This is a genomic window from Asaia bogorensis (assembly GCF_900465345.1).
Lineage (GTDB): Bacteria > Pseudomonadota > Alphaproteobacteria > Acetobacterales > Acetobacteraceae > Asaia > Asaia bogorensis_A.
In genome coordinates this window covers 65,191-89,209 of record NZ_UEGO01000012.1, presented here as the reverse complement: position 1 = coordinate 89,209, position 24,019 = coordinate 65,191, and the positions used below count along the sequence as shown (strand labels likewise).

Genomic DNA, 24,019 nt, shown 5'->3' with positions numbered 1-24,019 from the left:
TTGAGCCCGGTTTTTTATTGCGCCTCTTTGTACCGCGCGAATTGCGCCCGCAGATACGCCCCGCCCAGCCGCAAGGCACGCCGCCCCTCAACCACGACAGCATAGAAATTGAGAAAGCCGTGAATGGCTTTCGCACAGCAGACGAGGCGCACTCGAACTCCCGCTTCACGCAGCAGCGTAGCATACAGCTCGCCTTCACCTCTCAACGGATCGAACCCGGCCGTCACGATCATGCCGGGGGGCGCCGCTGACAGATCATCCGCGAAAACTGGCGCAAAATCCGGGTCAAGCATGTCACGGTCCTGCCGGATATATTGTCGGCCATACCAGTCGAGCAAACGCGCCGTAAGCATAAATCCTTCCGCATAGACAGCGCGGCTTGAAGGTGACCAAAGGCCCGAGACCGTGGGGTAGTAAAGAAGCTGGGCGACCACGCGCCACATACCTTCCACTCCGGCACGGCGTGCGAGCACGGCTGCCAGATTCCCACCTGCACTGTCGCCACAGACAGCGATGGGGAGATCGCGCATCCCGGCCTGATGATCGAGCCATTTCAGGGCCGCCCAGCTGTCCTCGACGGCCGCCGGATAGGGGTGTTCCGGGGCCAGCCGGTAATCCAGCGACAACACCATCGCGCCTGCATGGCGCGCGAGACGGCAGCACATGCCGTGATGCGACACCAGATCGCAATGGACGAACCCGCCACCATGCAGAAACAGGATGATGCCCGTCACCTCACCCCTCGGGCGATACAACCTCGCCGGACGCACATGCTCGCCGCACGGGATATCGAGGCTACGCCATGACCTTATCTGCAGGGCCGATAATACCTGCGGAAAACTTGGCATACCCGTCATGCGACGCAGGGCAGCAAGCGATTCCGGGGTCAGGCGGTCCGGTATAGGCAGACCATCACGCCCTTTTGCCGCGCGCCTCAACCATGAGAGGAATATCCTGTAGGGCAATCCGGGGCGTGCAACGGGCAAGTCAGTCATGAGCCGACACTAACACAGGATGCGCTTACAGAACTGGCCTCAAATCATGCGGCTCACTCACAGCAGGTCGCACTCACCGGGATGCACCCTTTGCGATCGCCCCTCTCCCGGAAGGATTGTGCCGCATGCGGGTCACAACTGGCGTCCCAGCCTCTGCATACGCGCTCTGGGAAGCTGACCGGTACCACATCACCTTCATCCGGCGGATGGTGAAGCTTCCCCGAGAAAGGAGGGGATGTTCTTCCCCTTGGTCGATCTGTTGCCAAAGGCACCGGGAAGTTATCAAAAAGCGCGGTGCCACGCTTGACCCACCTGCCCTGTTGGGTCAGGTTGCGCCCGTCAGACGGTCGGGCGATCGCTGTTGCGCCGGTGAGAACCGTCGTGATGGAGGAAAGTCCGGGCTCCACGGGAGAACGATGCCGGCTAACGGCCGGCGGGGGTGACCCTAGGGAAAGTGCCACAGAAAACAAACCGCCTGCCCGGCCCTCGGGCTGCAGGCAAGGGTGAAACGGTGCGGTAAGAGCGCACCGCTCCTTCGGTAACGCGGGAGGCAGGGCAAACCCCATCGGGAGCAAGACCGAATAGGAATGGCGGATCCGTCCCTCGGGATGGGATCAGAGGCTCTCCCGCCTTGTCATTCGGGTTGGTTGCGTGAGGCCGGTTGCAAGACCGGTCCCAGAGGAATGATCGCCCCGCTTTCAGCGGACAGAACCCGGCTTACAGACCGTCTGACATCTCCCCCGTCGAAAAACGACGTGACGAATACTGCACCGAACAGTGAAATCGCAGTATCATCATAAATTACATTAATCGTTTATAAATATTCTGGAAATCTTCATCTTTCGCCTCACTGGGGCCACAATCCATCGCAACTCCTCGCAGTGAAGAACATAACAAAAACCTTGCGTCGACCTTCCGTTCTCTTTCGCCATATCAAAATCCAGAACATAACAAGAACTATTGATTGTTGGCCCCAGAGAAAATCTGCGAAATCCCGCCATTTTTTGTTGCGAATTGTTTGACGTCCCATGAAATCCCATGATATCCCAAATTTATCCGAACGGTTTCTCTGCATGACAGGTCAAGACCTGTCCCGTGACGGACCCGAAACATCTGCGGCAATCACTCCAGGGCGAAGGGGAGGCATCGAACGGCGTGAGCGTGTTTCTCGGAACGCATCAGAACCGCTTTGACGCCAAGGGTCGCGTGTCAATTCCTGCCCCGTTTCGTGCCGCTCTCAGGGCGCAGGCGCAACCCGATGTGAGCCTCGTGATTCTTCGTCCCTCACATCTGCATCCCTGCATCGAGGCCTGGCCCAGCGCCGCCTTCGCCACGCTGGCAGGTCCCGTGGAATCGCTCGATATCTTCTCTGATGATCATGATGATCTGGCGGCCAGTCTCTACGCCGACGCCTACCCGATCGACGCCGACAAGGAAGGGCGCATCATCCTGCCGGATGTGCTCAAGCACCATGCCAATCTTGTCGACGAGGTTTCCTTCATGGGTCTGGGACGCGTGTTCCAGATCTGGGAGCCCGAAGCAGGCGCCAAGCGCCGCGAGGAGGCACGCGTGCGCGCACGGCGCATGACCAGCCGTCCCGCCATGCAGGGCGAGGTGGCATCATGAACGCCCTTGCACCACTCGCCATACTGACACGCCACGACCCCGGTCATGTGCCCGTGATGCTGCCAGAGGTGCTCGATGCACTCGCGCCGCGTGATGGCGGACGCTATGTCGATGGCACATTTGGCGGTGGGGGTTATACACGCGGCGTCCTCGCTCGTGCCGCCTGCACTGTGTGGGGAATTGATCGCGACCCGACGGCTATTGCCCGTGCCGCCGACCTCGCCGCAGAGCTGAACGCTCTTGCGCCAGGGCGGGCGCTCGTGCCTGTCGAGGGCACATTCGGCGCCATGGCTGAGCTTCTAAATGATGACGCGCCGTTCGATGGCATTGTGCTTGATGTCGGCGTCTCATCGTATCAGCTCGATGAAGCCGAGCGCGGCTTCTCTTTCCGCCATGATGGTCCGCTCGACATGCGCATGTCCCGTGCCGGTCGCTCAGCTGCGGATCTGGTCAATGAAGCGGATGAAGCCGAGCTGGCCGATATCATCTATCATTATGGCGAAGACCGCATGTCACGCCGTATCGCCGCTGCTATCGTGCGCGAGCGCCAGGAAGAACCGATCCGTACGACGGCTCGTCTCGCGGATATCGTACGCAGTGTTGTTCGCCCTGACAAATCTGGCATCCATCCCGCCACGCGCAGCTTCCAGGCACTACGTATTGCCGTCAATGACGAGCTTGGCGAGCTACAGCGTGCGCTGGACGAGGCCCCCGCCCTTCTGGATGAAGGCGGAAAACTGGTTGTGGTGACGTTCCACTCCCTTGAAGATCGCCTCGTCAAGCGTGCCTTCGCGCAGGCTGCTGGACGGGTGAGCCGCCCGTCACGCCACGAACCCATGGCCGAGCGTTTCGTCACGCCCGACTATGTTCTGCCCCATACCCGCCCCGTTCTCGCCTCTGACGAGGAGATCGGGCGCAACCCCCGCTCGCGCAGTGCCAAGCTGCGCAGCCTTCTCCGTACCGCACCATCAGCCTCTGTTAGGGGGTCTTCTTCATGATCCGGCCGTTTACGATTCTTTGCGCGCTTCTCGCTGGTGGTTCGGGAATGTTTCTTTATACAAAGAAGCACGAGACAACGGTCCTGGACCAGAATATCACTTCGGTTGTTCAGAAGACCGAGCGTGTCAGGCAGCAAACCGCCATGCTGCGCACACAATGGGCCTTGCTGAACCAGCCGGATCGTCTCAGCGCCCTGTCCTCACGCTTCCTTGGCCAGCTTCACCCCATGGCACCCACGCAATATGTGCGGCTTGCCAGCATGATCGAGACACTGCCGGCACCTTCCACTCGTCCGGCGTTTCGTGACCCACGTGAAAGCCTGAGCATTGCGGTTTCACAGGCGCCCGCAGCGTCGGCGCCTCGCAATTCCGAGTCTGCCCCTGTGGTTGCAACACCGGCTCCCAAGGTCAGCAGCCCCAAGGCACAAGCTCCTCGCGATACTGCGGCTCTCATAGCGAGTGCCGAGCCTGCCCATCATCATGCGGCGGTCGTTGCACCCTCTATCGCCCCCCCGGTTGTGGCACCCCGCGTCATGGTCGCATCGGTGACACCGCGTGTGGTCCCGACTGCACGTCCCGTCCCTTCCCCGGCCCATGCAGTTCGTGCCCAGAATGCCTCGCCGCGCCCGACCATCGAACTCGCGCAGGAAACAACGCGTACCCATGTCGTGTCTGACGAACTCGGCCAGACCAGCCATCACAAATCGCGTTATGGTGCCGTTGTCCATGCTTCGTCGCGCGATGCTGGCGCACGTGACAGTGCAGCGCAGTCAGGCAGCGCATCCGACCTTGCCGTGCGACTGGCCAGCTTTCGTGGCAACCGCCCGCAGGCAACCCCTGCAACCTCATGGCACAGCGCGAGAGAGGCTGTCTCCCATAGCGCGCACGCCAGTCGTGACATTGCCATGCAGTCTCCAAAGCCGCATCATGTGCAGAGCGATTCCGGGTCATCCTCGGCGCTGGCCGGCTATGGCGATGCCTTGCCGCCCCCGACCCCACTCGCCAACTGAGCGGATATGAAAGCGGCTGAGCATGGCTGGCAGGACACCCCCACCCTCTAACAGGTCGGGCCATAGCGGCGGCGCATCATCCCGCGTCGAAGGCAAGAGCTCCAAGAGGGTCAGGGCTTCTCTCGATCAGATGCATACAAGGCTGATCGGCGTTGGTCTTGGCTTCATGCTGCTGTTCAGCCTTGTTGCAGCCAAACTCAGCCTCGCCACGGTGTTCATGCCCATGGCGCCCGAAAAGCGCCAGATTGCCTCGCAGGTTCCCGAGATCCCCAAAAGCGATCCCAAGGGTCAGGTTGCTGGTGATTTCTCGCTCCCCGACGTGCGCCGCGCCAGCATTGTCGACCGCAACGGCCAGACGCTGGCCCTGTCTCTGCCTGTGGCACAGGTCTATGCCAATCCCATGGAGCTGATCGACGCGGCAGACGCGGCTAAAAAGCTCAAGAGCGTGCTACCGCAGCTGGATGAAGCCGAGACCACACGTCGCCTCTCGCTGAAGAAGCAGTTCGTCTATATCGCGCGCGATATCTCGCCGGTGCAGGAAATCGCGATCAACAATCTTGGCATCCCCGGCATCTATTTTGAAGCGAGCGAGCGGCGTCATTATCCGCTGGGCCGCACCGCAGCGCAGATTCTGGGTGGCGTGGACATTGACGATCATGGTGTGGCTGGTGTCGAACGCTACTTCAACGAGCGCCTGAACAAGGATCGTACCCCGCTGCGCCTGTCGCTTGATGTGCGTATCCAGGCTGTCGCGCGTGAAGTGACCCAGGCGGCAATGGACGAGTTTCAGGCCATAGGCGCGGCTGCCATCGTCATGGACGTGAACACAGGCGAGATCATCTCCATGGTCAGCCTGCCCGACTATGATGCCAATGAGTTCGGCCATGCACCTGCCGATGCCCGTTTCAACCGCGCTGTCACAGGCATGTATGAGCCTGGTTCGACCTTCAAGCTGCAAACAGCGGCCATGGCCATCGAGTATGGCGTTGCCCATATCTGGGACCGCTTTTCAACCATTCCCATCCATATCGGCCGGTTCACCATCTCTGACATCAAGACCGATCATTTTGCCCCCTGGCTGGCATTGCCCGACGTTCTGGCAAAATCCTCAAACCCGGCGGCTGCCCATATTGCGCTCGATGTCGGCGCGAAAAGGCAGCAGGACTGGCTGCGCACGATGGGATTTTTCAACCGCGTGCCTATCGAGCTGCCCGAGGCCGGACGTCCGATTGTGCCATCCTCAAAGAACTGGGGCATATCGACCGTCATGACGGTCGGGTTCGGTCATGGTGTTGCCGAGCCACCGCTCTCGATCGTGCGCGGGACGGCAGCGACGGTGAATGGCGGCATCCTGATCAAGCCAACCCTCCTCGCCCGCGAGCAGGATGATGGCACCAGCGCCGCGACGGACCAAGTACCGGGGAATGCTGCACCTTCACCGGCAGGCAACGCCGCATCACAGGATGGCGCGCTGAACACGACACCTGCCACGACGCAGCCCTCTCACGCGCCTGTCGTCCCAGCAGCCTTCAAGCCGGACGCCGACGCCAGCAGCGATGCCCCTGCACCGCCGCCCATCCCTCAGGGTGAGCGCGTCGTATCAGAGGAGAATTCAAAGCTTATCCGCAAGATGCTTCGTCTTGACGTGACACAGGGTACGGCCCGCAGCGCCGAGGTGCCTGGCTACTTTGTGGGCGGCAAGACCGGCACGGCAGAGAAGGTCGGCCCCAATGGCCGTTACCTCAAACACGTCAATATCTCGGCCTTCACCTCCATCTTCCCGATGAACGCGCCGCGCTATGCCGTGTACGTCATGCTCGACTCTCCGCATCCTACGCCCAAGACACATGGCTTTGTGACCTCAGGCTGGAATGCGGCGCCAACCACCGGCAAGCTGATTGCGCGTATCGGCCCGATGCTCGGCCTGTTTCCGGACACCAAGAACGCTGCCCGTATCGACGCCGAGATGGCCATACCGCTTGAGCCCGGCATTCCCCCCGGACGTCGCGCTCTCGGGCCCGGAAATGATCCCGGCGACCCGCGCATCGCCGCGCAGAAGGAAGAGGCCGAGAAGAAGGCGGCCAAGGCTGCCGAGAAAGCGGCGAAGCTCGCCGCCAAAGCCGCCGATCGCGCCGCGCACCACACTCCCGAACGAGGCTGAGCCCATGCGTCTTTCCGAGATCCTGAAGCGGGCCGGACTAACGGTCCCGCCTCTTGTCGTTGACCCTGAAATTCATGGCATCACAGCGGATAGTCGTGCGGTGCGGCCGGGTATGATCTTCGCCGCCCTGCCCGGCGTTGCTGTCGATGGCGCGACGTTCATTCCGCAGGCGCTCGCACAAGGTGCCTCGGCCCTGCTGGCCTCCGACGCGGTAACACCCACTTTTTCCGTGCCCTGCGTCTCATCGCCCTCGCCTCGCCATGCGCTGGCGCTCATGGCAGCTGTCCTTGCCGGGCCCCAGCCAGCCCATATTGCTGCAGTGACGGGAACAAACGGCAAGAGCAGCACAGCCGATTTCCTGCGCCAGCTCTGGTCCATGAGCGGCAAACCGGCTGCCAGTATCGGCACGCTGGGGCTGATCAGCGATATTCCCGTCGAGGCCCCGCCGCCGCTGACGACGCCAGACGCCGTCTCGATGGCCCAGACACTGGCGCAGCTCAAAACCGCAGGGATCGACCATGTCGCGCTGGAGGCCTCGTCTCACGGTCTCGACCAGCATCGTCTGGATGGCGTGCGTCTCGGCGCGGGCGGGTTCTGCAATCTGACGCGCGACCATCTCGATTATCACGGGACGATGGACGCCTATCGCGCCGCCAAGCTGCGCCTTTTTTCCGATCTTTTGCCTGAAGGGGCCATTGCCGCCTTCAACGCGGACATGGATGCGCAAACTGTCTCGGCCCTGCGCGATCTGGCGCAGGCACGACGCCTCAAGCCGCGGAGTGTGGGCGAACAGGGCGAGACGATCCGTCTGCTGAATGCCACCCCATTGCCGCATGGTCAGATTGTCTCCCTCGCTCTGTTCGGTGAGAAACTGCCCGACGTCACTATCGGGCTGACGGGCCGCTTTCAGGTTGATAACGTGCTTCTGGCGGCATCGATGATTTGGGCGCAGGACGATCAGGCGCGGGGTATTCTCGACCTCATCCCCCATCTGCAAGGCGTACGCGGTCGTGCCGAACTGGCCGTGACGCTAAATAATGGTGCCGGTGTCTATGTCGATTACGCCCACACCCCCGACGCGCTGGATCATCTGCTGCACAGCCTGCGCCCTCATGCTCAGAACCGCCTGATTGTCGTATTCGGTGCCGGTGGGGACCGTGACCGGGGCAAGCGCCCCCTCATGGGTGGCATCGCTGCGAAACTGGCCGATCTGGCGATCGTGACGGATGATAACCCGCGCAGCGAGGATCCCGCCTCAATCCGCGCTGCCATCCTTGCCGCCTGCCCTGATGCTCTGGAAATCGGGGACAGACGCGCGGCCATTGCCGCTGCCCTGTCCGAAGCCAGACCGGGTGATGTGGTGGTCGTGGCAGGCAAGGGCCATGAGAGTGGACAGACCGTGGCTGGTGTCACGACACCGTTTGACGACCGTGCGGTGATCCGCGAACTGACCGGGGTGCCGGCATGACACCGATCTGGACCAGCGCCGAGCTTCGTGAGGCCACATCAGGGCAGCTCATTGCCGATGTCACCGTGACCGGTATCTCCATTGATACCCGCACGCTGGAACCGGGAGACCTGTTCATCGCCCTCGTGGGCGATACCAGCGACGGCCATGCCCATATCACGACCGCACTGGAGAAAGGCGCGGCCTGCGTCATGGTTCACACTGCGTCAGGCAGCGACGACCCGCGGTTGCTGCGTGTGCAGGACACCATGCAGGGGCTACGCGCCCTGGCACAGGCCGCACGGGCGCGTTTCACCGGTGTGATGATCGGTGTGACGGGGTCAGTCGGCAAGACCACGACCAAGAACATGCTGCATTGCGCCCTCTCGGCGCTCGGGCCGACCCATGCGGCAGTCGCCTCCTACAACAACCACTGGGGTGTCCCGCTGACGCTCGCCCGTATGCCGCGCAATGCTGCATTCTGCGTGGCCGAGATCGGCATGAACCATCGCGGTGAGATCGCTCCACTGGCCGGGATGGTGCGCCCCGATGCAGCCGTCATCACCACCATAGGCAGTTCGCATCTGGGCTATATGGGGAGTGTGGGGGCCATTGCAGAAGAAAAATCCGACCTGATCCGCGCCCTCAGTAACGCTGGCGTGGCGCTGGTTCCAGACGATACAGGGCTGGACGCCGTTTTCGAGGATGCTGCCGCACAGGCCGGGTGCCGCCTGGCCCGTGTCGGTCTGGGCGAGAACGCCGATTATCGCCTGACCGGCGTGCAGACCGCGTCAGGAAGCTCACAATTCACGCTCGGTTGTCGCGATGGGACGAGTCATGCGGTGACGCTTGCTGCACCGGGAGCCCATCTCGTGCGCAACGCAGGCATGGCCCTTGCGGCCCTTCAGGCGCTCGGCCTGCCTCTTGCCCACCCCATAGCGGCTCTGGCCGCGTGGCGCCCCGGCGCGGGGCGTGGCCAGATCCAGCTCATCATGGCCGGGCAGGCTGCCCTGCTGGATGAGAGCTACAATGCCTCGGTTCTCTCCATCCGTGCAGCGCTGGAAACGCTCTCTCTCGTACCGGGCGAACGGAAAATCGCGGTTCTGGGTGATATCCGCGAACTCGGTGACTTTGCCGAGTCAGAGCATCTCTCACTCGTGCCGGATGTCACAGCAAACGCCGATCTGGTTTTTTGCTGCTGCCCGCACATGCGCCATGTTTTTGACGCTCTTCCCGAAGAAAAGCGTGGCGTCTGGCAACCAGACGCGGCATCTCTCGCCCCCTTCGTCCAATCCAATCTGAAAGCCGGTGACGTGGTTCTCGTAAAAGGCAGTCTTGGCAGTCGCATGCGCGACATTGTCACCCCTCTTCTTGCAGGGGGCGTGCAGGCCTGATGCTGTATAATCTTATCGCCATCCACGACACGACCCATGGCGGCTTCTTCAATCTGTTCCATTACCTGACATTCCGTTCAGGCGGTGCATGCCTGACGGCTTTCGTTATTTCGCTGGTTTTCGGGCGTCCCTTCATTGCGCAGCTCAAGCGTATCCAGCGCGAGGGGCAGCCCATTCGCACGCTCGGCCCGGAACGCCATATTCTCGAAAAAGCCGGCACCCCCACAATGGGTGGCATGCTCATCCTGATCGCGCTTTTTGCTTCCACCCTGCTCTGGGCCGATCTCACGAACGGCTTCGTCTGGGCCGTCATGTTCGTGACAGCCGCTTTCGGCGCGGTAGGGTTTGCGGATGACTATCTCAAGCTCTCGCGTCGCAACACGGCAGGCGTATCCAAGCGGGCCCGGCTGGGGAGCGAATTCGCCGCCTCGCTGATTGCCGGCTACTGGATGGAAAGCCTGATGCCGCCCGAACTGCGTAATATGGTGGCCTTTCCGTTCGTGAAAGACTTCCTGCTGCCGCTCGGCTTTGCCTTTCCGCTTTTTGCCATGCTCACCATGACCGGGTTCGGCAATGCGGTGAACTTTACCGACGGCCTTGACGGTCTCGCCATCGTGCCTGTCGTGATCGCATCGCTGGTTTTCGCGCTGATCGCCTATCTGGTGGGTAATCGCGTTTTCGCCGATTATCTGCAGCTTCACCTTGTCCCCGGCACCGGCGAGCTTGCCGTTTTCTGTGCAGCCCTTATCGGCGCGGGGCTCGGCTTTCTCTGGTTCAATGCGACCCCGGCCGATGTGTTCATGGGCGATACGGGCTCGCTCTCGCTGGGTGGCGCACTGGGTGCTGTCGCAGTTGCGGTCAAGCATGAGCTGGTGCTTTGCATCGTGGGCGGGCTTTTCGTGGTCGAGACACTCTCGGTTGTCATTCAGGTGTTCTGGTACAAGCGCACAAAAAAGCGCGTCTTTCTGATGGCCCCGCTGCATCATCACTTCGAAAAGAAAGGGTGGCAGGAGCCCAAGATCGTCATCCGGTTCTGGATCGTGTCCATCCTGCTCGGCCTGGCTGGCCTTGCCACGCTGAAGCTGCGCTGAAATGACCGGTCGCCCCTTCCCCTCCGATCTGTTTGCCGGGTCGCGCTTTGCTGTGGTCGGCCTTGGCCGCAATGGCCACGCTGTCGTCAAGGCCCTGCTTGGCATGGGGGCAGAGGTCCAGGCCTGGGATGACAAATCACCCCCGGCCCCTGATGCTTATGGAGCGCAGGGCGAAAACAGCCGCTTTACCGCCGCCCCGCTGGACGATCTGACCGGGTTCGAGGCGCTGATCCTCTCACCGGGCATCCCTCACAGGCTTCCGAGCCCTCACCCCGTCGCCATCAAGGCGCGTGAGGCTGGCATCCCCATTCTGTCCGATGCCGAGATGCTCTATCGTGCGGTGCGCAAGACAGGCTCGAAGGCCCGTTTCGCCTCGATCACCGGGACGAACGGCAAATCCACGACGACCGCCCTGCTCGCCCATATGCTGGATAAGGCCGGAGTGCCTGTTTTGGCCGGGGGCAATCTCGGTACGGCATCGCTTGCCCTGCCGCTCCTGCCCGATGACGGCGTGTATGTCATCGAGATGTCGTCCTATATGCTGGAGCGTCTGGACCAGTATCATGCCGCGACAGCCTGCCTGCTCAATCTGACGCCGGATCATCTGGACCGTCACGGGGATATGGCGGGCTATGCCGCAGCCAAACGCCACGTTTTCGATAACATGACCCCGGATGATCTCGCTGTGATCGGCGTCGACGACGCCTACACCCGCGCCGAGGCATCAACGCTGATTGCCAACGGCCTGGGCGTCGTCACGATCTCGGTTCATGATGAAACGCTTGTCGCGCCGGTGGCGAAAGCCCTTGAAGCAGCGCCCGCCCTGCCCGGCGCGCATAATCTGCAGAATGCTCTCGTGGCACGGGCGATGGCAAAGCATCTGGGGCTGGACGACCGCGCCATCGAAACCGGCCTGACAACCTATCCGGGCCTGCCGCATCGTCAGGCACTGGCGGGCGTCATTGATGGTATCCGTTTCATCAACGACAGCAAAGCGACCAACGCCGAAGCCGCCGAAAAGGCGCTGCTCTGCTATGACAAGGTCATCTGGATTGCGGGGGGTACGGCCAAATCCGGTGGGATCGAGGCACTTGCGCCATTGTTCGATCGGATTGCCAAGGCTTTTCTGATCGGCCGCGACGCGCCCATCCTGCAGGTCACTCTGCTGGCCCACGGGGTTGCCACTGAAATCAGCCAGACGCTCGATGTTGCGACGTCGGCGGCACTGGAAGCGGCCCGCGCGCTCGATGTCCCGGTTGTTCTGCTGTCGCCGGCATGTGCAAGCTTTGACCAGTTTGCGAGTTTTGAAGCGCGCGGCGCGTCTTTTATCGATATCCTGACTCGCCTCAGCGATTCAGAAACGCCCTGATCCGAAGGGCCGAGGGGTTAGGGAAACATGGCAGGGCTTTCACGTGTCGATACGTCCCGTATAGGGCGCTGGTGGCGCAATGTGGATCGCGTCACCTTGTGCTGTGTCGGGGTGCTGATAGCTTTTGGCTATGTCCTGATGCTGGCCGCCAGTCCTGCCGTCGCCGTGCGCATTGGCGCCTCACGCGAGATGTTCATCCTCAAACAGGTGATCTTCCTGCTTCTGGCGGGTGGGGTCGTGCTGCTTGTCTCCGGCCTGTCGCGTGAAGCGGTCAAACGCCTTGCGCTTATCGGCGGTGTCATTGCGTTGGCGGCTACCTTCATGACGCTCGTTCATGGCGTCGAGATCAAGGGGGCGCGGCGCTGGATTGCGCTGCCCATGATGTCGGTCCAGCCCTCCGAGTTCCTCAAGCCGTTCTTTGCAGTGGTGACGGGATGGCTGCTTGCCGAGCAGAGGCGGCGGGTCATTTTCGGCTCGGTCCGTTTCCCCGGCATGCTCATCGCCTTCGGCTGTTTCGGGCTTATCCTGCTACTGCTCAAGTCACAGCCTGATATCGGCATGTTGTCGGTCATCACGATGGTCTTTTTCATCCAGCTTTTCGTGAATGGCCTGCCCATCATTTTTGTTGGTGCTGGCGTGGGAGCCATGATCGCGGCGTTTGCAGGCGCCTATGTCGCGTTTCCGCACGTGCGCTCGCGCGTGGAGCGCTTCCTGCACCCCAATGTGGGCGACCATTATCAGATCGACACCGCGCTGCGTGCCTTTGGCAATGGCGGCATGATGGGGCGTGGCCCCGGTGAAGGCCGGGTGAAGGATCTGCTGCCAGACGCCCATGCCGATTTCGTGTTTGCTGTGGCGGGTGAGGAGTACGGGCTGTTCATCTGCCTGTTTATCATCCTGATCTTCACCGTCATCGTGGTGCGCACGCTGCTCAAGCTCATGCGCGAGAGCGACCCGTTCGTGATCACGGCCGCGTCGGGGCTGGTTGCCGGGTTCGGGCTGCAGGCCTTCATCAATATGGGCTCGACCTTGCATCTGATTCCCACCAAGGGCATGACGCTGCCCCTCATTTCCTATGGTGGCTCCTCGGCCATCTCCATCGCCCTGACCCTTGGCATGGTGCTGGCACTGACACGCCATCAGGTTTCGGCCAGCCCCATCAGTTCGCACTATGCCGGTCAGAGGCACTGGACGTCGCTTCGTGAAGGATCCAATTCGTGAAAAGCCCCATCGTGATTGCTGCCGGTGGCACAGGCGGCCATTTCTTCCCCGCCGAGGCGCTCGCGACCGAACTTGCGGCGCGCGGGCATGATCTGGTGCTGATGACCGACAAGCGAGCTGGTAAAAGAACGAGCGGTATCTTTCAGGACAGGCCACAATATGTGCTTGATGGCACAGGTGTGGCTGGCAAGGGTATCGCTGCCAAGCTCCGCGGTGTGACTTCGCTTCTGCGGGGTGCCTGGGAGGCCCGCAGCCTGCATAAACAGATCGCGCCCGTCGCCGTGATCGGCTTTGGCGGCTATCCGTCGGTGCCCCCCATTCTGGGCAGTCGTTTCCTGACCGGCGGACGCAAGCCGATCGTGATCCTTCATGAAGGCAATGCCGTGCTCGGGCAGGCCAATGCCCTGCTGGCCCGTTTTGCCAGTGCCATCGCGACATCTTTCCCCACCGTCGCCCGTCTGCCTCTGGGGCTGCGCACGGCCCTAACCGGCATGCCGGTGCGGCCCGCCATCGAGGCGCTGCTCGATGAGCCCTATACCCCGCCCGAAGAGGCGATCAATCTCCTGATCTGGGGGGGGTCCCTGGGCGCCAGAGTGTTCTCGACCACCATGCCCGCCGCTCTGGCCCAGTTGCCCGCAGGGTTCCGCGCCCGGCTGCGCGTGACGCAGCAGGTGCATGAGAAAGACATTGCTGAAACACGCGCCGCCTACGAGGCCGCAGGCATTGTTTGCACCCTCGCGCCGTTTTTCAGCGATGTCGCCACATTGCTGCGGCAGGCGCATCTGGTGATCGGGCGTGCCGGAGGCTCTTCTGTGGCAGAGCTCACCATTGCGGGTCGTCCGTCCATTCTTGTCCCCCTGCCCATTGCCGCATCAGACGAACAGGGCGCCAATGCCACGCAGCTTGTCGATGCTGGCGGGGCCTGGATGTTCCGCCAGAAGGACTTCACCCCCGAGACGATATCTGCCTTTCTTGCCACCTTGCTGAACGCCCCCGAACGTCTGGCGATGGCGGCGAAGGCCGCACACGGTTTTGCCCATCCCCACAGCGCCAGACTGCTGGCCGACCTTGTCGAAGCCCGCATTTCGGACTACCGCTCCCCTGTTTCGTGATGGGTAGCCTCTTCGCTCACATCCATCGCTGACCTGACGCCCTTCTTCTGTCCTCAACTCGATCTTCCTGTTTTCTCGCAGTTACTCTGAAAGCCTGGTTCATGCGCGCACTCCCCCTTTCCATCGGAACCATCCATTTCGTCGGTATTGGCGGAATTGGCATGTCAGGAATTGCCGAAGTGCTGCATATGCTCGGCTACAAGGTTCAGGGGTCGGATATCAGCGAAAACGCCAATGTGCTGCGCCTGCGCAAGCTCGGTATTGTCGTCGCGATTGGCCATGACGAAGGTAATCTGGGCGCGGCTCAGGTTGTGGTCACCTCAACGGCCGTGAAGAAGGACAATCCCGAGGTTCTGGCGGCGCGCGCGAGGCTGATCCCCGTCGTGCGTCGTGCCGAAATGCTGGCCGAGCTCATGCGCCTGCGCTGGGCGGTGGCGATTGGCGGCACCCATGGCAAGACAACCACCACAAGCCTCGTGGCCTGCGTGCTCGAACAGGCCAAACTTGACCCGACCGTGATCAATGGCGGCATTATCGAGGCTTACGGCACCAACACCCGCATGGGTTCGGGCGACTGGATGGTGGTCGAGGCCGATGAGAGCGATGGCTCCTTCCTGCGTCTGCCTGCGGTCATTGCCGTGGTCACCAATATGGACCCCGAACATCTGGACCATTGGGGCACGGCAGAAGCCATGCAGGCGGCCTATGACCAGTTCGTGTCCAACATTCCGTTCTACGGGTTTGCTGTACTGTGCATCGATCATCCTGCCGTACAGCAGATGATCCCGCGCCTGTCAGACCATCGTATCGTGACCTATGGCTTCAGCCCGCAGGCCGATATCCGCGCGGACAAGCTGATTACCGACCGTCTGGGCGCCACATTCGAGGTGGTGATCACCAACCGCACGCGAAAGACCACGCGTCGCGCCGGGCCGTTCCGCCTGCCCATGCTGGGCCAGCACAACGTGCTCAACGCACTCGCTGCCATCGCCGTCGCCAGCGAGATGGATATCAGTGACGAAACCATTCGCCTTGCGCTCGCCGGGTTCCGCGGCGTCAAGCGTCGTTTCACGCGTTGCGGTGATTTCAATGGTATCACGGTCATTGATGATTACGGTCATCATCCGGTCGAGATTGCTGCCGTGCTGCGCGCCGCCCGCCAGGCTGGCGCACGCGATGTGATTGCCGTGGTGCAGCCGCATCGCTACTCGCGCCTCCAAGCCCTGTTCAGCGATTTCTGCACCTGCATGAACGACGCTGGAACGGTCATCGTGACCGATGTCTATGCTGCCGGTGAAGCGCCGATCGAGGGCGTCAGCCGCGACACACTGATCGAGGGACTGCGCGCCAGCGGCCATCGCTCCGTGGTGCCGTTGCCCGGCCCCGAGCATCTGGCCGAGATGATCAACGCCATCGCCAAGCCGGGTGACTTCGTTGTGTGCCTTGGTGCGGGCACCATCACCAACTGGGCCCACGCGCTGCCGGGTCAGCTTGCCGCGCTTAATGGCAAGGCATCATGAGCACGAATCTGCATCAGCTCTCGCCACGTGGCCGGTTGAGTTTTGACGCACCGCTTGGCCCACGCGCCTGGTTTCGCACGGGCGGCAATGCCGAAGCCCTGTTCGTGCCCAAGGATGTGCAGGACCTTGCCGACACTCTGGCGGCCCTCCCCGAAGGGTTTCCGGTCACGGTGCTTGGCGCCTGTTCGAATGTCATCATCCGCGATGATGGGATTGAGGGACTTGTGGTGCGCATGGCGGGCGGTTTCGCCGATATCGTCATCGAGCCCGATGGTCTCGTGGCCGGTGCTGCAGCGCTCGACATGATCGTGGCCGAGCAGGCCGCCGCAGCAGGTCTGACCGGGCTGGAATTCCTAGCTGGAATTCCCGGCTCCATTGGCGGGGCGGTGGTCATGAATGCCGGCGCTTATGGCTCTGATATCAATGCCGTGCTCGACTGGGCTGAAATCCTCCTGCCCGACGGGACGATCACGCGTCTGGGCAATGCCGAACTGGCCTTCAGCTATCGTCATGCCAGTCTGCCTGATGGGGCCATCGTGCTGAGGGCGCGGCTGCGGGCGCGACCGGGCGACCGCGAGCAGATCCGCACCCATATTGCAGGCATCAAGGCCGCCCGCGAGGCCTCGCAACCCGTCAAGGCCCGCACGGGGGGCTCGACCTTCCGCAATCCTGACGGCCACAAGGCCTGGCAACTGATTGACGACGCCGGATGCCGTGGTCTCACCCGGGGTGGCGCGCAGGTAAGCGAGAAACACTGTAATTTCCTGCTCAATCTCGGCACTGCCACAAGCCGCGATCTGGAAGATCTGGGTGACGAAGTCCGTGCTCGCGTCCTTGCCCAAAGCGGCATTGCCCTGCATTGGGAAATCAAACGCCTTGGAAAACCGTCATCGGGAGAACAGCCATGAGTCTGAAGATTGCCGTCCTTCAGGGAGGCATTTCAAGCGAACGACCCGTCAGTCTGCGTAGTGGCGCTGGCGTTGCACAGGCTCTGGCCGAAGCCGGGCATGATGTTGTCAGTGTCGATGCCGGCCCCGATCTGGCCGAAACGATCCGCGCCCTGCGCGCTGCGGCACCAGATGTCGTGTTCAATGCGCTGCATGGCCCGCTGGGGGAAGATGGTGCCATTCAGGGCGTTCTGGAGTGGCTAGGCCTGACCTACACCCATTCTTCCATACGGGCGTCCTCGCTCGCCATGGACAAGGAAGCCTCGCGTCGCGTGTTTGCAGCGGCCGGTCTGCCCGTCGCTGAGGGACGGGTCGTGACGATGGACGAACTTGCCGCAGCTGACCCTCTACCGACGCCCTATGTGGTCAAGCCCATCGCCGAAGGGTCATCATTCGGGGTCGAGATTGTCCGGACCGGCAGCAACCGCCGTCAGACCATTGCCTCTAACTGGGCCTTTGGCCGCGAGGCGTTGGTTGAGGAATATATTCCGGGTCGCGAACTCACCGTCGCCGTGCTGGGTGACCGGGCCCTGACCGTGACCGATATCGTGGCGGCGTCTCCCACAGGCGATTTCTACGATTTCGACGCGAAATACGCACCCGGTGGTTCCGTGCATCACGTGCCAGCGCAAGTGCCGGAGGCCATTTTCACCCAGGCCTTGCGCGTGGCCGAGAACGCCCACCGTGCGCTGGGCTGCTCGGGTGCCTCGCGAGCCGATTTCCGTTATGACGAGGAAACGTCCCGTCTGATCCTTCTGGAAGTCAATACGCAACCCGGCATGACCGCCACCTCTCTCCTGCCGGAACAGGCCGCCTATTGTGGCATTTCCTACCCGGAGCTTTGCGACTGGATCGTGCGTGATGCTCTCACCACGCGGGGCAAACAGGCCAGATGAGAAACCGGCGGCCGGAAGCTCCGTATCGCGGGCCCGTTCAGCAGGACAGACCAGCGCGTCTCGTGCTGTTTATGCGCCGCCACAAGCGGGGCCTGCGTGTATTTCTGGCCTTCCTTTTTCTGCTGGTCGTAGCAGGAATTGCCGCCTCATTTCTGCGCCTTTCGGCTTCCGAGGCGCGTTTTGCGCCCTATCGCGCGAAGCTCGTTCAGTACCTGCCATTCCAGATCAAGACGATCCGAATCGAGGGGCGCAACCTCACGCCGGAAGACGATCTGATGCGGGCTCTCGGCACCTCGGTCGGCAAGCCGATCTTCGGGTTTTCGGTCTCGGCGGCGCGTGATCGCATCGACACTCTGCCCTTTATCGATCATGCGACGGTCGAACGGCATATGCCCGACACGATCGTCATCAAGATCACGGAACGCAGCCCGGTGGCCGTCTGGCAGGACCATGGACAGTTCATCCTGATCAACCGCGCTGGCGAGCGCGTGCCGGATCAGGGGCTGGAAGGCAAAAATGGTCAGGCCTTTATCAAGCTGCCACTGGTTGTCGGCGAAGGTGCAAACCTGGCGGCCTCGACGTTGGTGGATGCGCTGACGGCCAATCCATCGGTCAAGGAGTTCGTTGTCGCAGCCGTACGTGTCGGGCAGCGTCGCTGGAACCTGACCCTGCGTGATGGCGCCACCGTCCTGCTGCCAGAAGGACAGGAACAGGCGGCGCTTGCGCGTCTTGCGCAATATCAGGACCAGTTCCGCCTGCTCGAGCGCCCGGTCGTTTCGATCGATATGCGCCTGCCGGATCGTATGGTCATTCACCAGCCCCCCGCGCCGGTTGCCGATCCGAACGCTCCGCATGAATCTTCAAATACCAACCAGGACAAGGAACCCGGCACCGACGCCTCCAACACAGGTAATGGCGCGCCCGTCAGAAGCGGCGGACAAGCAGGATCAACGCAAAAATCAGGACCGGGAACTACCGGAAATCCGCCGCAATCAACGCACAAACCGGGCCATGCTGCCACCCAGCGCGGCCATGACAGCCAAGCCCCTTCCTCCGCAGATGGAGCCTCGACCGAAGAATGAACGACCTCGTGGCCACAGACCCGGACTCGCCGCGCAAGAAGCGCCGGCGGACAGTGCGTAGCCGCGCGCTCCTGCCGGTCAGCACAGCGCAGAGACATCACGAACGCTCCGAGGATCATATCCTCGCCCTGCCCCCGGCAGATGAGCCTGCCATGCCCAGACACTGGCGCGTGGGTGTTTTCGGTGTGCTGGACATCGGATCGACCAAGATGACCTGCCTGATCGGCCGTGGCGAGGCTGATGGCACGTTGCGTGTGCTCGGCTATGGCTGGCGTCGATCGCGCGGGATACGCAACGGCAATATCGTCGATCTGAAAGAGGCTGAGCAGGCCATACGTGCCACTGTCGGTCAGGCTGAAGAAGCTGCCGATCGTCGCCTCGACGATATTGCCGTCAATCTCTCCTGTGGTCATCCCGAGAGCCGTCTGTTCAATGCGCGTATGCCCATTGGTGGTCACGGGGTCAGCGAGAGCGATATGGCCCGCGTCGTGGCAGAGGGTCAGGCCCGTGCCTTCACCGAGGGTCGCACCGTCATCCACACCCTGCCCATCGGTTATGCGGTGGATGATACTTACGGCATTGTCGATCCCCGGGGCCAGGTATGTGAGCAACTCACGGCCAGGCTTCATGTCGTCGATGCCGCAACAACCGCAGTGCGTACACTGGACTCGGTCCTGATGCGCTCAGAGCTCAAGATGACCGGTCTTGTCTCGGCGTCCCTCGCCTCGGGTCTCTCGGTGCTCGATGCAGATGAGCGCGAACTTGGCGCAACTGTTGTCGATATGGGCGGCGGCACGACCTCGATCGCCGTCTTTGGTGATGGCATGCTACGTCATACGGCTTTCCTGCCTGTCGGCGGATTGCATGTCACCCGCGATCTCGCGGGCATGCTTTCCACCTCGCTGGACGAGGCGGAGCGGCTCAAGACCAAATATGGCGCCGCCGAACTCTCTGCCGAAGACAGCAGCGAACTCATCACGCTTCAGAAAATCGGTGAAGCCCCCGGGACGCTGACAACCGTTTCACGCGCAAGACTGGTCTCGGCCATCAGGCCGCGCATCGAGGAAACGCTCGAACTCGTGCGCGATCGTCTGGATGATGCCGGTTTCAGCCGGACAGGCCGCGAGCGTGTGGTCCTGACCGGAGGTGCCTCCCTGCTGGATGGCGTGGGACCGATGGCCGCACGGATCCTGGATCGTCCCGTTCGTCTCGGACGCCCGCTCGGCATTGTCGGATTACCCGAAATCGGCGCGAATTCCGCTGGTTTTTCCACGGCATCGGGCCTGCTGGCCTGGGTCGCCGGGGGAGATCGGAGCTTCCACGATGCCGATACACCAGAGCAGAGACCGGGAGGCATGCTAAAGCGCCTGGTCCATTTCATTAGGGGTCGCACATGACGAAAAACTAACCTATTAAGGTTACGCTTTTCAGTCATTCTCCCTGAATTCGGGACTGATACCAGCCCTATCCGGATTACGCCATGACGCTCAATCTCACTGCCCCGCAATATAATTACTCTGACTTCTCTCCGCGCATCACCGTTATCGGCGTTGGTGGCGGTGGCATGAATGCCGTCAACAACATGATCGAGATGCAGTTGCAGGGCGTCGAATTTGTTGTCGCCAATACGGATGCGCAAGCGCTTGCGGGCTCACGCGCAGAACGCCGCGTCCAGCTTGGTCCTCATCTTACCCAGGGCCTCGGGGCAGGTGCCAAGCCGGAAATCGGCAAGGCTGCCGCTGAGGAAGCGGCAGAGGAAATCAGCCGTCATATTGATGGCGCGCACATGGTTTTTGTGACAGCTGGCATGGGTGGCGGCACCGGCACGGGCGCTGCACCCGTCATTGCCAAGATGGCGCGTGACCGCAAGATTCTCACAGTCGGCGTGGTCAGCACACCTTTCGGCTTTGAAGGCGCGCGACGCAAGAAAGTGGCCGAGGCAGGCATTGCCGAGCTGCAGCAATATGTCGATACGCTGATCGTCATTCCGAACCAGAACCTGTTTCGCATGGCGACCATGCACACGACCTTGCGTGAAGCCTTCAAGATGGCTGACGAGGTGCTCTATATGGGTGTGCGCGGCGTGACCGATCTCATGCTGGCACCCGGGCTGATCAATCTCGACTTCGCCGATATCCGCACTGTCATGGCGGAGATGGGCAAGGCGATGATGGGTACGGGCGAAGCCGAAGGTGAGGATCGCGCCCTCGAAGCCGCCAACCGCGCCATTTCCAACCCGCTCCTTGATGACTCGTCCATGTCCGGGGCGCGTGGTCTTCTCATCAACATCACCGGCGGTGATGACCTGACCCTTTACGAAGTCGATCAGGCCGCAGAGCGTATCCGACAGGAAGTGGCTGATGACGCCACGATCATCTGGGGTTCAGCCATCGATTCGTCGCTGAACGGTCGCATCCGCGTTTCGGTAGTCGCTACTGGTATTGACGGCAGCCGTGAGCCCGAGCCCGAAGAGGTGGTTGCCCCGTCAGAGCCGTCGCAGGAAACCTCCGTCATGGCTGATGGCGCGGAACTCGCCCAGAATGCCGGGCAGCAGCCTTTCCAGCCGGCTTCCACCTATGCCGCCGTACCGCGCCAGCAGCCCCATTACGCGCTTGATGCGCAATCACCCGCAAGCGCTGCGCCCTCTCCTCACTCAGTGCCTCCCCAGGCAGCAAAAGTGACACCAGCCCCCGCTGCCTCACCGCGTTCGGGCCTGTTCTCGGACCAGGGTCAACGCCCCGCGCCCGAACCCCAGTCTCGCAGTCTGTTTGGTATCGTAACAGGTGCGCTGCGTGGTCGACCCGCGCCGTCGAACTATACCCAGCAAGACGAGGCACCGCGCAACGAACCCACTGTGGTCGAGCGCGCTGAGCCTTCGCGTCCTGTCTCGAATCACGACAATAGCGAAGAAAACGGTCTCGACATTCCTGCTTTTCTTCGTCGCGATCAGGGTCGCTGATTTCTGACACAAAGCCACGCTCTGAAACTGATTTTTACGTGCAGTTTCAGAGCCTTAGGCCGTAATGAATGGCAACAAACATTGACTGGTCTGCCTGCCCCTTTAGCGGGTAGAGCTTTCTTCAAGGCCGAAACATAACGTTTCGGTAATTTGGGAGAGCGTCCAATCATGCAGATCACGGCCGAAACACCGTTCAAAGCATCGATCGTGCCTCCCTCAGTTTTCAAGAACTCAGCCGATTTTCTAAGCCCCTTCGGCACCAATACGCAGACCGCGCCCCAATGCACACTCAAGCAGCCCATTACCTGCGTTGGCATAGGGCTTCATAGTGGCCATCAGGTGCGTATGACCCTGCGTCCCGCCCCTGTGAACCATGGCATCGTTTTCCGCAGAAGCGATCTTCCCGATGCCCTGCCGATCCCTGCACGCTACGACAATGTGGTGTGCACACGGCTCAGCACGGTGATCGCCCGTGCCGATGCGCCAGATATCCGCGTTGCCACGATCGAACATCTGATGGCCGCCCTGCACGCCAATGGTATCGACAATGCCCTGATCGACATTGATGGCCCGGAAACACCGGTACTTGATGGTTCAGCTGCCGAATTCGATTTTCTGATCCAGTGCGCGGGCAAGACCGGGCAGGATGTTACACGCGTCGTGATCGAGGTTCTTCGCACCGTTCGTGTGGAAGACGATAACGGAGCGTTTGCCGAGCTTCGCCCCGCACGAGCTGGCTTCGCCCTCGCCATGTCGATCGATTTCACGGCCAGCGCGATCGGCCATCAGCGCCATGCCATGCCCTTCACCCTCGACCGCTTCCGCCAAGAGGTAGGGTATTGCCGTACGTTTGTTGAGCGTAAGGAAATCGAGACCCTCCAGAAGATGGGGCTCGCCCGCGGCGGCTCACTGCATAATGCCATCGTTGTGGAAGGCGATACCGTGCTCAATCCTTGCGGTCTGCGTCATCCCAAGGAATTCGTGCGTCACAAGCTCATGGATGCCGTGGGCGATCTGTATCTGGCCGGGCACACGCTCAAGGCAGGCTTCATGGGCCATAAATCGGGCCATGGATTGAACAACCGTGTTTTGCGCTCCCTTTTTTCCTCCGGTGAAAACTGGCGCCTGGCAGGTCAGACCGCTCGAAACAGAAGTGAAATACACGCAGCAGCGTGAGAGAAACGATCTCGTGCGCCCAGGACTTCCGCGAATGGTCAGGCGTGATATAAGACCGTTCGTCAGTGGAAGAGTCGGCATGCACCAGAATACAGAACGTCACGTACCTCCTGCCTCGAAGCGTCAGCGCGTCGTTAGCGTCCTGACAGCCGGCAGCTTTCTGCTTTTGAGCGGCTGCTCGCTCTTTTCCAACAAGGAAGAGTTCAAGGCACCAAAGGTCGCCAGTGCCGAGACGCTGTATAATTACGGCATCGATGCCCTTCATTCGAAGCGCTACACGCTGGCCAGTGGCGAATTCGAACTCCTGCAGCAGAACTACCCTTATTCGGGCTATGTCGGTAATGCCGAGCTGATGGAAGGCTATGCCTATTACCTTCAGGGGGAATATGCGCTTTCAGTCCAGCAGCTTGAGCGCTATCTGCTCCTGCACCCCACCAGCCCTGACGCCGCTTATGCCTATTACCTGCGCGCTCTTTGCTACTACGAACAGATTGCCGAAGTTCAGCGTGACCAGCAGGGTACGATCGAAGCCCTGAACGCTCTTGAGGAGGTCGTGACACGCTTCCCACAGACGGCCTATGCCCGCGACGCCCAGCTGAAGATCGACCTTTGCCGCGACCATCTTGCCGGTAAGGAAATGCTCGTCGGCCGCTACTACCAGCAGCAGCACAACTACGAGGCGGCTCTTGGCCGCTACCAGCGCGTCGTGAACGACTTCCAGACGACCAATCACGTGGCTGAAGCGCTCGAACGCATCGTCGAGGTCAGCCTTGAACTGGGTCTGGTCGACGAGGCACGCAAATCAGCCTCGGTTCTGGGTTACAACTATCCCAACAGCCAATGGTATCGTTACAGCTACAACCTGCTGCGCAACCGCGATCTTTTACCCGATCATAGCGTCGCGCCGGGTGGCAAGCAGCGCGGGCTTTTCGGCCGCATGTGGCACTCGGTTTTCTGATCCGGACGAGACAAGGACGCTGGCGCGATCTGCCGCCGCCAGCGATGTTTCCAGACT

Annotated in this window: 19 protein-coding genes and 1 other RNA gene; 19 read left to right on the top strand and 1 reads right to left on the bottom strand. The window is 61.5% G+C overall.

The window, feature by feature from the left end:
- Window positions 1–14 precede the first annotated feature (14 nt).
- Complete coding sequence (locus ED655_RS06075) at window positions 15–995, bottom strand: alpha/beta hydrolase (RefSeq protein WP_122049402.1); 981 nt, start codon at window positions 993–995, stop codon at window positions 15–17.
- A gap of 339 nt (window positions 996–1,334) precedes the next feature.
- Between ED655_RS06075 and rnpB the strand changes: the two genes are divergently transcribed.
- From rnpB to ED655_RS05980, 19 genes are all read left to right on the top strand, one after another.
- An RNA gene (rnpB, locus tag ED655_RS06070) (RNase P RNA component class A) lies at window positions 1,335–1,731 on the top strand.
- Window positions 1,732–2,150: 419 nt separating this feature from the next.
- A complete protein-coding gene (gene mraZ / locus ED655_RS06065; protein WP_122049574.1) occupies window positions 2,151–2,621 on the top strand; it encodes a division/cell wall cluster transcriptional repressor MraZ in 471 nt (156 codons plus the stop codon).
- Entirely contained in the window at window positions 2,618–3,619 is a 1,002-nt protein-coding gene (gene rsmH / locus ED655_RS06060; protein WP_240993526.1) for a 16S rRNA (cytosine(1402)-N(4))-methyltransferase RsmH, read from the top strand. The genes mraZ and rsmH overlap by 4 nt, the downstream gene beginning before the upstream one ends.
- The gene (gene ftsL, locus ED655_RS06055) at window positions 3,616–4,629 is read left to right on the top strand and encodes a cell division protein FtsL (RefSeq protein WP_122049401.1); all 1,014 of its coding nucleotides are present in this window, start codon (window positions 3,616–3,618) and stop codon (window positions 4,627–4,629) included. The genes rsmH and ftsL overlap by 4 nt, the downstream gene beginning before the upstream one ends.
- Window positions 4,630–4,759: 130 nt before the next feature.
- Window positions 4,760–6,790 carry a peptidoglycan D,D-transpeptidase FtsI family protein gene (locus ED655_RS06050; RefSeq protein ID WP_408735650.1) on the top strand — a complete coding sequence of 677 codons (2,031 nt, stop codon included), beginning with the start codon at window positions 4,760–4,762 and terminating at the stop codon, window positions 6,788–6,790.
- 4 nt (window positions 6,791–6,794) lie between these two features.
- Window positions 6,795–8,258, top strand: coding sequence for a UDP-N-acetylmuramoyl-L-alanyl-D-glutamate--2,6-diaminopimelate ligase (locus ED655_RS06045; RefSeq protein ID WP_122049399.1), 1,464 nt, complete (start codon window positions 6,795–6,797; stop codon window positions 8,256–8,258).
- Entirely contained in the window at window positions 8,255–9,631 is a 1,377-nt protein-coding gene (locus tag ED655_RS06040; protein WP_122049398.1) for a UDP-N-acetylmuramoyl-tripeptide--D-alanyl-D-alanine ligase, read from the top strand. The genes ED655_RS06045 and ED655_RS06040 overlap by 4 nt, the downstream gene beginning before the upstream one ends.
- Complete coding sequence (gene mraY / locus ED655_RS06035) at window positions 9,631–10,722, top strand: phospho-N-acetylmuramoyl-pentapeptide-transferase (RefSeq protein ID WP_023977565.1); 1,092 nt, start codon at window positions 9,631–9,633, stop codon at window positions 10,720–10,722. Before ED655_RS06040 ends, mraY begins: the two co-directional genes overlap by 1 nt.
- 1 nt (window position 10,723) lies before the next feature.
- Window positions 10,724–12,091 carry a UDP-N-acetylmuramoyl-L-alanine--D-glutamate ligase gene (gene murD / locus ED655_RS06030; RefSeq protein WP_122049397.1) on the top strand — a complete coding sequence of 456 codons (1,368 nt, stop codon included), beginning with the start codon at window positions 10,724–10,726 and terminating at the stop codon, window positions 12,089–12,091.
- 27 nt (window positions 12,092–12,118) lie between these two features.
- A complete protein-coding gene (locus ED655_RS06025) occupies window positions 12,119–13,312 on the top strand; it encodes an FtsW/RodA/SpoVE family cell cycle protein (protein WP_122049396.1) in 1,194 nt (397 codons plus the stop codon).
- On the top strand, window positions 13,309–14,424 hold the full coding sequence (murG, locus tag ED655_RS06020; RefSeq protein ID WP_122049395.1) for an undecaprenyldiphospho-muramoylpentapeptide beta-N-acetylglucosaminyltransferase: 1,116 nt from the start codon (window positions 13,309–13,311) through the stop codon (window positions 14,422–14,424). Before ED655_RS06025 ends, murG begins: the two co-directional genes overlap by 4 nt.
- A 101-nt stretch (window positions 14,425–14,525) precedes the next feature.
- Entirely contained in the window at window positions 14,526–15,944 is a 1,419-nt protein-coding gene (gene murC, locus ED655_RS06015) for a UDP-N-acetylmuramate--L-alanine ligase (RefSeq protein ID WP_023977569.1), read from the top strand.
- Window positions 15,941–16,852 (top strand): UDP-N-acetylmuramate dehydrogenase, encoded by a 912-nt coding sequence (gene murB, locus ED655_RS06010; RefSeq protein ID WP_122049394.1) that lies wholly within the window; start codon window positions 15,941–15,943, stop codon window positions 16,850–16,852. Before murC ends, murB begins: the two co-directional genes overlap by 4 nt.
- On the top strand, window positions 16,849–17,787 hold the full coding sequence (locus tag ED655_RS06005) for a D-alanine--D-alanine ligase (RefSeq protein WP_205835996.1): 939 nt from the start codon (window positions 16,849–16,851) through the stop codon (window positions 17,785–17,787). Before murB ends, ED655_RS06005 begins: the two co-directional genes overlap by 4 nt.
- 71 nt (window positions 17,788–17,858) lie before the next feature.
- Window positions 17,859–18,869, top strand: coding sequence for a cell division protein FtsQ/DivIB (locus tag ED655_RS06000; protein ID WP_240993548.1), 1,011 nt, complete (start codon window positions 17,859–17,861; stop codon window positions 18,867–18,869).
- Window positions 18,866–20,266, top strand: coding sequence for a cell division protein FtsA (gene ftsA, locus ED655_RS05995; RefSeq protein WP_122049392.1), 1,401 nt, complete (start codon window positions 18,866–18,868; stop codon window positions 20,264–20,266). Before ED655_RS06000 ends, ftsA begins: the two co-directional genes overlap by 4 nt.
- A gap of 83 nt (window positions 20,267–20,349) precedes the next feature.
- Window positions 20,350–21,828, top strand: a complete 1,479-nt coding sequence (ftsZ, locus tag ED655_RS05990; RefSeq protein WP_122049391.1) for a cell division protein FtsZ — start codon at window positions 20,350–20,352, stop codon at window positions 21,826–21,828.
- A gap of 168 nt (window positions 21,829–21,996) precedes the next feature.
- Window positions 21,997–23,004: a UDP-3-O-acyl-N-acetylglucosamine deacetylase gene (gene lpxC, locus ED655_RS05985; RefSeq protein WP_122049390.1), complete on the top strand. Its 1,008-nt coding sequence runs from the start codon at window positions 21,997–21,999 to the stop codon at window positions 23,002–23,004.
- A 79-nt stretch (window positions 23,005–23,083) separates the two neighbouring features.
- A complete protein-coding gene (locus tag ED655_RS05980; protein WP_062164295.1) occupies window positions 23,084–23,962 on the top strand; it encodes an outer membrane protein assembly factor BamD in 879 nt (292 codons plus the stop codon).
- Window positions 23,963–24,019: the final 57 nt, after the last annotated feature.

Excerpts from the sequence above, each read along its gene's own strand:
- ED655_RS06075 (WP_122049402.1), bottom strand. The coding sequence starts at position 995 with ATGACTGACTTGCCCGTTGCACGCCCCGGATTGCCCTACAGGATATTC.
- rsmH (WP_240993526.1), top strand. The coding sequence starts at position 2,618 with ATGAACGCCCTTGCACCACTCGCCATACTGACACGCCACGACCCCGGT.
- ftsL (WP_122049401.1), top strand. The coding sequence starts at position 3,616 with ATGATCCGGCCGTTTACGATTCTTTGCGCGCTTCTCGCTGGTGGTTCG.
- ED655_RS06050 (WP_408735650.1), top strand. The coding sequence starts at position 4,760 with ATGCATACAAGGCTGATCGGCGTTGGTCTTGGCTTCATGCTGCTGTTC.
- ED655_RS06045 (WP_122049399.1), top strand. The coding sequence starts at position 6,795 with ATGCGTCTTTCCGAGATCCTGAAGCGGGCCGGACTAACGGTCCCGCCT.
- ED655_RS06040 (WP_122049398.1), top strand. The coding sequence starts at position 8,255 with ATGACACCGATCTGGACCAGCGCCGAGCTTCGTGAGGCCACATCAGGG.
- mraY (WP_023977565.1), top strand. The coding sequence starts at position 9,631 with ATGCTGTATAATCTTATCGCCATCCACGACACGACCCATGGCGGCTTC.
- murD (WP_122049397.1), top strand. The coding sequence starts at position 10,724 with ATGACCGGTCGCCCCTTCCCCTCCGATCTGTTTGCCGGGTCGCGCTTT.
- ED655_RS06025 (WP_122049396.1), top strand. The coding sequence starts at position 12,119 with ATGGCAGGGCTTTCACGTGTCGATACGTCCCGTATAGGGCGCTGGTGG.
- murC (WP_023977569.1), top strand. The coding sequence starts at position 14,526 with ATGCGCGCACTCCCCCTTTCCATCGGAACCATCCATTTCGTCGGTATT.
- murB (WP_122049394.1), top strand. The coding sequence starts at position 15,941 with ATGAGCACGAATCTGCATCAGCTCTCGCCACGTGGCCGGTTGAGTTTT.
- ED655_RS06005 (WP_205835996.1), top strand. The coding sequence starts at position 16,849 with ATGAGTCTGAAGATTGCCGTCCTTCAGGGAGGCATTTCAAGCGAACGA.
- ED655_RS06000 (WP_240993548.1), top strand. The coding sequence starts at position 17,859 with ATGCGCCGCCACAAGCGGGGCCTGCGTGTATTTCTGGCCTTCCTTTTT.
- ftsA (WP_122049392.1), top strand. The coding sequence starts at position 18,866 with ATGAACGACCTCGTGGCCACAGACCCGGACTCGCCGCGCAAGAAGCGC.
- ftsZ (WP_122049391.1), top strand. The coding sequence starts at position 20,350 with ATGACGCTCAATCTCACTGCCCCGCAATATAATTACTCTGACTTCTCT.
- lpxC (WP_122049390.1), top strand. The coding sequence starts at position 21,997 with ATGCAGATCACGGCCGAAACACCGTTCAAAGCATCGATCGTGCCTCCC.
- ED655_RS05980 (WP_062164295.1), top strand. The coding sequence starts at position 23,084 with ATGCACCAGAATACAGAACGTCACGTACCTCCTGCCTCGAAGCGTCAG.